The organism is Mycobacterium sp., assembly GCF_035653355.1.
GTDB lineage: Bacteria > Actinomycetota > Actinomycetes > Mycobacteriales > Mycobacteriaceae > Mycobacterium.
Genome location: NZ_DASRBZ010000579.1, coordinates 1 through 8630, shown reverse-complemented (window position 1 = coordinate 8630; position 8630 = coordinate 1). Strand labels below are relative to the sequence as shown.

Here is an 8630-nt window from a genome sequence, read left to right as displayed (position 1 = left end):
AGGGGTCGGTGCGGCGCAACTTCAACCCGTATACCGACATCGACTGGGATGCACCCGAATTCGCGGTCACCGACAACGACACGCGGTGGGTCCTACCGGCCACGGACCCGCTGGGCCGCCACCCGTGGTATCAGGCGCAGCCGCTGGAGCGCCAGATCAAGATCGGTATGTGGCGGCAGGCCAACGTGGCCAAAGTCGGCCTGCACTTCGAATCGATCCTGATTCGCGGCCTGATGGAGTACGCATTCTGGGTGCCCAACGGCTCCCCGGAGTACCGCTACTGCTTGCACGAGGCGGTCGAAGAGTGCAACCACACGATGATGTTCCAGGAGATGGTCAACCACATCGGCGCCGACGTGCCCGGCATGCCGCGGCTGCTGAAATGGATCCAGCCGTTGATCCCGTTGGTTGCTGGCCCGTTGCCGATACCGTTCTGGTTCGGCATCCTCGCCGGCGAGGAGCCCATCGACCACGCGCAGAAGAACATTTTGCGTGAGGGCAAGCAACTGCACCCGATCATGGAGCGGGTGATGGCAATCCACGTGGCTGAGGAAGCGCGCCACATCTCCTTCGCTCACGAATACCTGCGCAAGCGGGTTCCGCATCTGCCGCGGCGCAAGCGGTTCTGGTTGTCGCTGTATGTTCCGTTGACGATGCGGATCTTGTGCTCGGCGATCGTGGTGCCCCCGAAGGCCTTTTGGCGCGAGTTCGACATCCCGCGTGAGGTACGCAAAGAGGTGTTTTTCCGTTCGCCTGAGTCGCAGAAGATGATTCGCGACATGTTCGGCGACGTGCGGATGCTCTGCTACGACACCGGACTGATGAACCCGGTCGCCAAGATCGTGTGGCGGATCTGCAAGATCAACGGCAAGCCGTCGCGCTACCGCAGCGAGCCGCATCGCCAGCATCTCGTCGCTGTCGCGTAACCGCGTTCATGCCGCACGTCATCACCCAGTCGTGCTGTAGCGACGGGTCCTGCGTTTACGCCTGTCCGGTGAACTGCATCCATCCCTCGCCGGACGAGCCGGAGTTCGCCACCTCCGAGATGCTCTACATCGACCCGGTCGCCTGTGTCGACTGCGGAGCCTGTGTGAGCGCCTGCCCGGTGGAAGCCATTGCGCCCGATAGCCGGCTGACCGTTGAGCAGCTGCCGTTCGTCGAACTCAACGCCTCTTACTACCCGGAACGGCCGGTCGACCAGAAGCTGCCGCCCACGTCGAAGCTGGCACCGGTGATCCCGGCCCCGGAGGTGCGCCGCGGGCCGCTGACCGTGGCCATCGTCGGGTCGGGGCCCGCCGCGATGTATGCCGCCGACGAACTGCTGACCCAGCACGGAGTGCGGGTCAACGTTTTCGAAAAGCTCCCTACCCCTTACGGGTTGGTGCGAGCCGGGGTGGCACCTGACCACCAGACCACCAAACAGGTCACCCGGCTGTTCGACCGGATCGCCAGGCGTCGCGGCTTTCGCTTCTATCTCAACGTCGAGATCGGCAGGCACCTGAGCCACGCCGATCTGCTCGCCCACCATCACGCCGTGATCTACGCCAGCGGCGCGCCCAACGACCGTCGACTCGACGTCGACGGCATGGGCCTGCCCGGCACCGCAACCGCCACCGAGGTGGTGGCTTGGTACAACGGGCACCCCGAATTCGCCGATCTGCCAATCGATCTCAGTCATGAGCGGGTGGTGATCATCGGCAACGGCAACGTCGCTTTGGATGTGGCGCGCGTGCTCACTGCCAACCCGGACCAGTTGGCGCGCACCGACATCTCGGACCACGCGCTGACAGCACTGCGCGCCTCGCGGCTCCGGGAGGTGGTCATCGCTGCCCGACGCGAGCCGGCGCATTCGGCGTTCACCCTGCCCGAACTGATCGGTTTGACGACGACGGCCGACGTGGTGCTGAGCGCGGCGGACCACGAGCTGGTGCGGCGCGACTTGGCCTCCGTCTCCGACACCTTGACCCGCCAGAAGCTGGAGATCTTGAGCAAACTCGGCGACGATTCGTCGCCCGCGTCGCGACCCCGGATTCGGCTGGCCTACCAACTCACTCCCCGGCGGGTGCTCGGGGAACAGCGCGCCAGCGGGGTGGAGTTCTGCGTCACCGGTACCGACGAGATTCGCGAGCTCGACGCGGGACTGGTCTTGACCTCAATCGGCTACCGCGGCAAGCCAATTGCTGACCTGCCGTTTGACGACGACGCCGGTGTCGTGCCGAACGACAAGGGTCGGGTCATCGATCCGGAATCCGGCCGGCCGGTGTCCGGCGCCTATGTGGCGGGCTGGATCAAGCGCGGACCGACCGGTTTCATCGGCACCAACAAGTCATGCGCGCTGCAGACCGTCCAGCAACTGGTCGATGACTTCAACGCGGGCTTGCTCGGCGAGCCGATCAGCAGACCATCGGCATTGGACAAACTGGTTCGGGCGCGACGGCCCGACGTCGTCGACGCCGCAGGATGGCAGGCCATCGACGCCGCCGAGGTGAGCCGAGGCAGTGCCGACGGACGTCCCCGCAACAAGTTGACGTCGGTCATCGACATGCTCGCCACCGCAGCAAGCGCGCCACCGCCGCCGCTGCGCCAACGGCTCGCCACGCGGCTGCGCCAATTGGCTTAGCCGATAGTGGGTTAGGCCGCGCGATGCGGGTTACTCCTTAGCAGGGGGTCGGGCAAGCCAAGCCGACACAATAGGAGTAAACGGATGCCGAATCCCATCGATGTCCAAAAGACGCTCTCGGGCGCGTCGTACCCGTGCAGCAAGCAAGATCTGATCTCACACGCCAAAAGCAACGGCGCGAATCAGGAAATACTGGCTGCACTGAACAAGCTGCCCGACGGCAACATCGACGGCCCGGACAAGGTGCAGCAGGCGGTCTTCTAGGACCCGCCCATCGCGGCGGCGATCTCGTCCATACTGACCTCGCGCACCGGTTGCCCGAGCGACCAGTGGTGGCCGAACGGGTCGGCGACCACGCCGTAGCGGTCACCCCAGAACTGATCCTCCAACGGCGCCACCACGGTGGCGCCGGCGTCGAGCGCCCGTTGGAACTTGGCGTCCACGTCGGTGACGGTCAAGTGAATCGTGACCGGCGTGCCGCCCAGCGCCTTCGGGGTCATCGACTTACCCCCGCAGACTTCCGGGAAGTCGTCGTTGAGCATCACCAAGAAGCCGTTGATGCGTAGCGCCGCGTGGATCAGCTTGCCGTCCGGCCGGGGCACGCGGCCCAGCTCCACGGCGTCAAACGCCTTGGTATAGAAGTCGATCGCGGCGGCGGCGTCGTCGACGACGAGGTGGGGCGACAGCGCGGGTTCGACGGTGATCGCCATGGTGACCTCCCTCAGGTTGGTTTCTCGCGGCCCGGGCGGGCTCACAAGTACTGACTCGGCCTGCGACGCAAACTCATCGCGGCGTCATCACCCCTTCTGGACCAGGTCCCACCCTTCGACAGATTCGGGGCTGCGTGGGCTGGGCCCAACGTAGATGGCCGATGGCCGTACCAGCTTGCCCAATTTCTTTTGCTCGAGAATGTGGGCGCACCAGCCGGCGGTTCGACCGCAGGTGAACATCGCCGGCATCATCTTGGCCGGCACGCCGGCGAAGTCGAGGATCACCGCGGCCCAGAATTCCACGTTGGTTTCGATCGCCCGATCCGGGCGGCGCTCTCGCAGCTCGGCCAACGCCGCCTGTTCGACCGCCAATGCCACTTCATAGCGCGGGGCGCCCAGCCGCTTGGCCGTCGCCCGCAGCACCCGCGCTCGCGGGTCCTCTGCGCGATAGACCCGGTGCCCGAATCCCATCAGCTTCTCGCCGCGATCGAGGATTCCCTTGACCAGACCGCGTGCGTCGTCGGTGCGCTCCACTTCTTCGAGCATGGGCAGCACCCGGGCCGGCGCACCACCGTGCAGCGGGCCGCTCATCGCCCCGATCGCTCCCGAGAGCGCGGCCGCCACGTCGGCGCCCGTCGATGCGATCACCCGGGCGGTGAAGGTCGAGGCGTTCATGCCATGTTCGGCGGCCGATACCCAATACGCGTCGACGGCCTCGACGTGGCGAGGGTCGGGCTCGCCCTGCCAACGAGTCATGAAACGCGCTGTGATGGTTGAGCATTCGTCGATGACCCGCTGCGGGACAGCCGGCTGGTGGATCCCTCGCGCCGACTGGGCGACGTAGGAAAGCGCCATAACGGACGCTCGGGCCAGCTGATCGCGTGCGGTGGTGTCGTCGATGTCGAGCAGCGGCTGGTATCCCCAGATCGGTGCCAGCATGGCCAACCCCGCCTGCACATCGACCCGGACATCGCCGCTGTGGATCGGCAGCGGGAACGGCTCGGCGGGAGGCAGGCCGTGGCCGAACTTGCCGTCCACCAGCAGCGCCCACGCATCGCCGAAGGTGATCTGTCGGCTCACGAGATCTTCGATGTCGACGCCGCGGTAGCGCAGCGCGCCACCGTCCTTGTCCGGTTCGGCGATCTCGGTGGTGAACGCAACCACGCCGTCGAGGCCGGCGACGAAATTCTCCGGGACCACAGTCATGGCGCCGATTCTCTCATTCCGCGCCGCGACGGCCGCTACCGGTCGGTAATGAACGGCCGGAGTAGCGTAAGCGCGATGGCAGGTCCCGACAACGAGCACCTGGCGGGGATGCGGGTGGAATACAGCGCAGAAAAAGACGGTAGCCCCGATCTCGACTCGGATTGGCTCGACGAGGGCTGGGTTGCCTTGTTTCACAAGTGGATCGGCGACGCTGAACGCGCTGGAGTCGCCGAACCGAACGCCATGGTGTTGGCCACCGTCGATTCGGGACAGCCGGTCACCCGCTCGGTGCTGTGCAAAGGCGTCGACGAGACCGGGATCACGTTTTTCACCAACTACGACTCGGCCAAAGGCGCCCAGCTGGCGGCGACCCCATACGCGTCCGCGACCTTCCCCTGGTATCTGCTGGGCCGCCAATTCCATATCCGCGGGCCGGTGAGCAAGGTCGATCCTCGCGTAACGGAGGACTACTGGTCCAAGCGGCCCCGCGGGTCGCAGCTGGGCGCGTGGGCGTCGCACCAGTCGGCGCCGATCGCCTCGCGCGCGGCGCTGCTCCATCAGCTCGCCGAGGTGACCGCGCGTTTCGCCAACGTCGAGCACATCCCGGTCCCGCCGAACTGGGGCGGATACCGCATCGCGCCCGAGGTGGTCGAGTTCTGGCAGGGCCGAGAAGACCGGATGCACAACCGGATTCGCGTCATCGGCGATCGCGTCGAACGCCTGCAGCCCTAACTCGTGAGGCTATTCGCCGACACCACACCGTTGGTAAGCCCCGACTTTCGCCGACTGTGGCTGGCCGGAATACCCAGCGTCATCGGCGCGAACCTGACGATTTTCGCGGTCCCCGTGCAGATCTACGCGCTCACCCAAAACTCGGCGTATGTCGGGCTTTCCGGCGTGTTCGCGCTGGTGCCGCTGATCGTCTTCGGTCTGCTGGGCGGCGCCTGGGCCGACGCGATGGACCGGCGGGTGCTGCTGATCATCGCTTCATGCGACCGAACCCGCCGAGGCCGGCCGGGCGCGATGGGGGCCGACGGCCGTGCTGGCTGGCTTCCGCTATCTGTCGGGCAACACCGTGGTGTTGATGTCGTTCGTGGTCGACCTGATCGCGATGGTCCTGGGCATGCCGCGAGCGCTGTTCCCTCAGCTGGCTCACGAGAACTTCGGCGGACCCATCGAGGGCGGCACCACGATGGCGCTGTTGGCGGGGGCGATGTCGGTCGGAGTTGTCGTCGGCGGCGTGTTCTCGGGCTGGTTCCCACGGGTTCGACGGCAGGGGCTGGCCGTCGTCGTCGCGATCGCGGTGTGGGGGCTGGCTATGGTCGGTTTCGGGCTGGTCAGCGGGGCTGCACACGGTCAGGCCGGTCCGCTGCTGTGGGCGGCGCTCGGCTGCATGGCGTTTGGTGGTGTGGCGGATACGGCGTCGGCCGCCTTCCGGCAGACGATCCTGCAAGAAGCTGCCTCCGACGATCTCCGGGGGCGGCTGCAGGGAGTGTTCATCGTGGTGGTTGCCGGCGGGCCTCGTCTGGGCGACGCCGTGCACGGCGCCGCGGCCGCAGTAATCGGGGCGCCCGCCGCGGCAGCCGGCGGCGGGGCACTGGTGATCGTCGGGGTGCTGATCGCCGCGCTGGCCGCGCCAGCGTTTCTCGGCTACCGCATCCAGCGCTTCGCCGGACAGCCGCCGTCGTGTACCCAGCCGCTGCCGTGTACCAAAACCTCCTAGGTGGCCTTGGGTGGCCCCCCGCAGGCGCGACCGGAAGATAACGACTACCTTGAGCTATACGCGCCTGGTAAGGCCAGCGTTGTCACTGCTGATTTGCGCAAAGGGGTTCTAGTGGCCGCAAGCGACGACATCGCCACTCTCCGCTACCCGGGTGGCGAGTTGGACTTGGACATCGTGCACGCCACGGAAGGAGCCGACGGCATTGCGCTGGGCTCGCTACTGGCCAAGACCGGGTACACCACCTTCGACACCGGTTACGCCAACACCGCCTCGACCAAAAGCGCGATCTGCTTCATCGACGGTGAAGCCGGAATCCTGCGCTACCGCGGCTACCCGATCGAGCAGCTCGCCGAGAAGTCGACGTTCATCGAAGTCAGTTATTTGCTGATCTACGGGGAGCTGCCGACCAAGGAACAATTGGCCGCCTTCACCCGCCAGATTCAGCGGCACACCTTGTTGCACGAGGACCTCAAGCGGTTCTTCGACGGATTTCCCCGCAATGCGCATCCCATGCCGGTGTTGTCCAGCGCAGTCAACGCGTTGAGCGCCTACTACCAGGACTCGCTGGACCCGATGGACAGCGATCAGGTCGAGCTGTCGACGATCCGGCTGCTGGCCAAGCTGCCCACCATCGCGGCCTACGCGTACAAGAAGTCCGTCGGCCAGCCGTTCCTCTACCCGGACAACTCGCACACCTTGGTGGAGAACTTCTTGCGGATGACCTTCGGGTTGCCGGCCGAGCCCTACGAGGTCGACCCCGAAGTCGTCCGCGCGCTCGACATGCTGTTCATCTTGCACGCCGACCACGAGCAAAACTGTTCGACGTCGACGGTCCGGCTGGTCGGCTCCTCGCAGGCCAACCTGTTCACCTCGATATCGGGTGGCATCAATGCGCTGTGGGGACCGCTGCACGGCGGCGCCAACCAGGCGGTGCTGGAGATGCTGGAAAAGATCCGCGAAGAGGGCGGCGATGTACGCGAGTTCGTCCGCAAGGTGAAGAACCGCGAGGCCGGCGTCAAGCTGATGGGCTTCGGGCACCGCGTCTACAAGAACTACGACCCGCGCGCCCGGATAGTCAAAGAGCAGGCCGACAAGATCCTGGGCAAGGTCGGCGCCGACGACGATCTGCTGGACATCGCCAAGGCGCTCGAGGAAGCCGCGCTCACCGACGACTACTTCATCGAACGCAAGCTCTACCCCAACGTCGACTTCTACACCGGCCTGATCTACCGCGCCATCGGGTTCCCCGTCCGGATGTTCACGGTGTTGTTCGCGTTGGGCCGGCTGCCCGGCTGGATCGCGCACTGGCGTGAGATGCACGACGAGGGCGACAGCCGCATCGGCCGCCCGCGCCAGATCTACACCGGATATGGCGAGCGCGACTACGTCACGATCGACGCGCGCTAGGTGGCCGGGCCGGGCCCGGCTAACACCGCTGTAGGAGAACCGCCATCGCGGCGTTGTGGCCGCCGATACCTGACACTGCACCACCGCGCCGAGACGCCGAGCCGCACAACATGATTCGCTCGTGACCTGTTGCTACACCCCATTGGCGCGCGGGGGTGTCCAGCGGGTCGTCGTCCTCGGCGAACGGCCAGCACAATGCGCCGTGAAAGATGTTGCCGCCGCTCATCGCCAGCGTGCGCTCCAGATCCAGCGTGGTTTTCGTCTCGATACAGGGCCGGCCGTTGGCGTCGGTCATCAGCACGTCTTGGATCGGTTCGGCCAGAAGGGAATTCAGTGATGCCAAGACGGCGCCGGTGAGCTGCTCGCGAATCACATCGGGGTCGGCGTCGGAAAGCAATGCATGCGGCGTGTGCAGACCGAACACCGTCAGGGTCGCTGCGCCGGAATGATGCAAAGCGGGAGACAAGATACTGGGATCGGTCAGTGAATGACAGTAAATCTCGCACGGCAACGGATCAGGTACTCGTCCCTGGGCGGCCCGCACGTATGCCTGGTCCAGCTGATTCCACGTCTCGTTGACGTGGAAGGTCCCGCCGAAGGCCTGCTCGACTGTCACCGCGTCGTCGCGCAACCGGGGCAGCCGCCGCACCACCATGTTCACCTTGACCTGCGAACCATGCGCCAGCGGCGGTCGACCTTCACCCAGCAGGTCGGCCAGCACCACCGGTGTGACGCCGGCCAGAATGTATCGGCCCGTGACCGATTGCTCTTCGTCGCCGGTGCGGTAGCGCACCTCTCCGTCGGGGTCGATGGCGTAAACGTCTGCGCCAGTTGTGATGTCGGCACCATAACCCGCTGCCGCAGCGGCAAGGGCCGTCGTCACCGAACCCATGCCGCCCACCGGGACATCCCATTGCCCGGTGCCTCCGCCAAGCAGGTGATACAGAAAGCAAACGTTCTGGCG

At 65.8% G+C, this 8630-nt stretch carries 8 protein-coding genes and 1 pseudogene; 6 read left to right on the top strand and 3 right to left on the bottom strand.

The features are described from left to right. The 3 genes from VFA16_RS19975 to VFA16_RS19965 form a co-directional block, all read left to right on the top strand. Positions 1-926: diiron oxygenase (locus VFA16_RS19975; protein ID WP_324969489.1), on the top strand; the 926-nt coding region annotated here is incomplete at its 5' end. A gap of 8 nt (positions 927-934) precedes the next feature. Then, a complete protein-coding gene (locus tag VFA16_RS19970) occupies positions 935-2620 on the top strand; it encodes an FAD-dependent oxidoreductase (RefSeq protein WP_324969488.1) in 1686 nt (561 codons plus the stop codon). 84 nt (positions 2621-2704) lie between these two features. After that, the gene (locus tag VFA16_RS19965) at positions 2705-2884 is read left to right on the top strand and encodes a DUF2795 domain-containing protein (RefSeq protein WP_324969487.1); all 180 of its coding nucleotides are present in this window, start codon (positions 2705-2707) and stop codon (positions 2882-2884) included. Here the strand turns inward: VFA16_RS19965 and VFA16_RS19960 are convergent. Continuing rightward, complete coding sequence (locus tag VFA16_RS19960) at positions 2881-3330, bottom strand: VOC family protein (protein WP_324969486.1); 450 nt, start codon at positions 3328-3330, stop codon at positions 2881-2883. The genes VFA16_RS19965 and VFA16_RS19960 overlap by 4 nt on opposite strands. Before the next feature lie 87 nt (positions 3331-3417). Then, positions 3418-4536: a citrate synthase 2 gene (locus tag VFA16_RS19955; protein ID WP_324969485.1), complete on the bottom strand. Its 1119-nt coding sequence runs from the start codon at positions 4534-4536 to the stop codon at positions 3418-3420. A gap of 75 nt (positions 4537-4611) precedes the next feature. Here VFA16_RS19955 and pdxH point away from each other — a divergent pair, with 75 nt between their 5' ends. The 3 genes and pseudogenes from pdxH to VFA16_RS19940 all read left to right on the top strand — a co-directional run bounded on the left by pdxH (position 4612) and on the right by VFA16_RS19940 (position 7666). After that, the gene (gene pdxH / locus VFA16_RS19950) at positions 4612-5268 is read left to right on the top strand and encodes a pyridoxamine 5'-phosphate oxidase (RefSeq protein ID WP_324969484.1); all 657 of its coding nucleotides are present in this window, start codon (positions 4612-4614) and stop codon (positions 5266-5268) included. A gap of 30 nt (positions 5269-5298) precedes the next feature. Then, positions 5299-6259, top strand: a pseudogene (locus VFA16_RS19945) (hypothetical protein). Positions 6260-6370: 111 nt separating this feature from the next. Beyond that, on the top strand, positions 6371-7666 hold the full coding sequence (locus tag VFA16_RS19940; protein ID WP_324969482.1) for a citrate synthase: 1296 nt from the start codon (positions 6371-6373) through the stop codon (positions 7664-7666). A 19-nt stretch (positions 7667-7685) separates the two neighbouring features. Here VFA16_RS19940 and VFA16_RS19935 read toward each other — a convergent pair. Next, positions 7686-8630, bottom strand: a 945-nt coding sequence (locus tag VFA16_RS19935; RefSeq protein ID WP_414687774.1) for a phytoene desaturase family protein, incomplete at its 5' end; no start/stop codon positions are given.